Here is a 934-nt window from a genome sequence, read left to right as displayed (position 1 = left end):
GACCCCGCCTGGCAGGCGGCCGGCGCCCGGCTGGCGGCGCGCGTGGCCCGGGCGGCCGGGGAAGCCGCCGTGCGGGTCGACCACACCGGCTCCACCGCGGTGCCCGGGCTGCCCGCCAAGGACGTCGTCGACCTCCAGCTCGTCGTCCCGGACCTCGCGGCGGCGGACGCCGTCGCCGACCGGCTCGCGACCGCCGGCTTCCCGCGCCACGAGGGCGTCGTGTCCGACACCCCCAAGCCCGGGGCCGGGACGGGCGGCTGGGAGAAGCGGCTGCACGGCAGCGCCGACCCCGGCCGGGCCGTGAACCTGCACGTCCGGGCGGCCGGCTCGCCCGGTGCCCGCTACGCCCTGCTCTGCCGGGACTGGCTGCGGGCCGAGCCGGGGGAGCGCGACGGCTACGCGGCGCTCAAGCAGCGCCTGGCCGCACAGCACGACCGGCGCGAGGACTACGCCGCCGCCAAGGAGCCGTGGTTCACCGACGTGGCGTGGCCGCAGATGCAGGCCTGGGCGGCGCGGACCGGCTGGTCCCCGCCGGCCTGAGGTCGGGGCCGCTCCCGGGGCGGCGGTCGGCGGCCGGGGCGCGGGACACTGGCGCGTGCCCACCGACGACCCGTCCGGCGACCTACGGGTCAGCGACCGCCTGGTCGTGCCCGCAGGGATGCTGGCCTGGCGCTTCAGCCGGTCGTCCGGCCCCGGGGGGCAGGGCGTCAACACCGCGGACAGCCGGGTCGAGCTGTCGGTGCGCCCGCTGGAGGTCCCCGGGCTGTCGGACGTGCAGCGGGACCGGCTCGCGCAGCGGCTCGAGGGGCGGCTCGTCGGCGGCGTGCTCACCGTCGTCGCGTCCGAGCACCGCCAGCAGCGGCAGAACCGGCAGGCGGCCCGGGAGCGCCTGGCGTCGGCGCTGCGGCAGGCCGTCGCGCCGCCCCCCCGGGCC

The 934-nt window shown here is 80.2% G+C and carries 2 protein-coding genes; both read left to right on the top strand.

What is annotated here, in order from left to right; genetic code table 11:
• Window positions 1-540: dephospho-CoA kinase (coaE, locus tag WCS02_RS20675; protein WP_340296193.1), on the top strand; the 540-nt coding region annotated here is incomplete at its 5' end.
• 118 nt (window positions 541-658) lie between these two features.
• The coding region (locus WCS02_RS20670; protein ID WP_340296194.1) for a peptide chain release factor-like protein at window positions 659-934 on the top strand (276 nt) is incomplete at its 3' end.

Source organism: Aquipuribacter hungaricus (assembly GCF_037860755.1).
In the GTDB taxonomy this organism is placed as follows: domain Bacteria; phylum Actinomycetota; class Actinomycetes; order Actinomycetales; family JBBAYJ01; genus Aquipuribacter; species Aquipuribacter hungaricus.
Note: the sequence above shows the minus strand (reverse complement) of the source record. Positions and strands in the feature narration are given on the sequence as shown.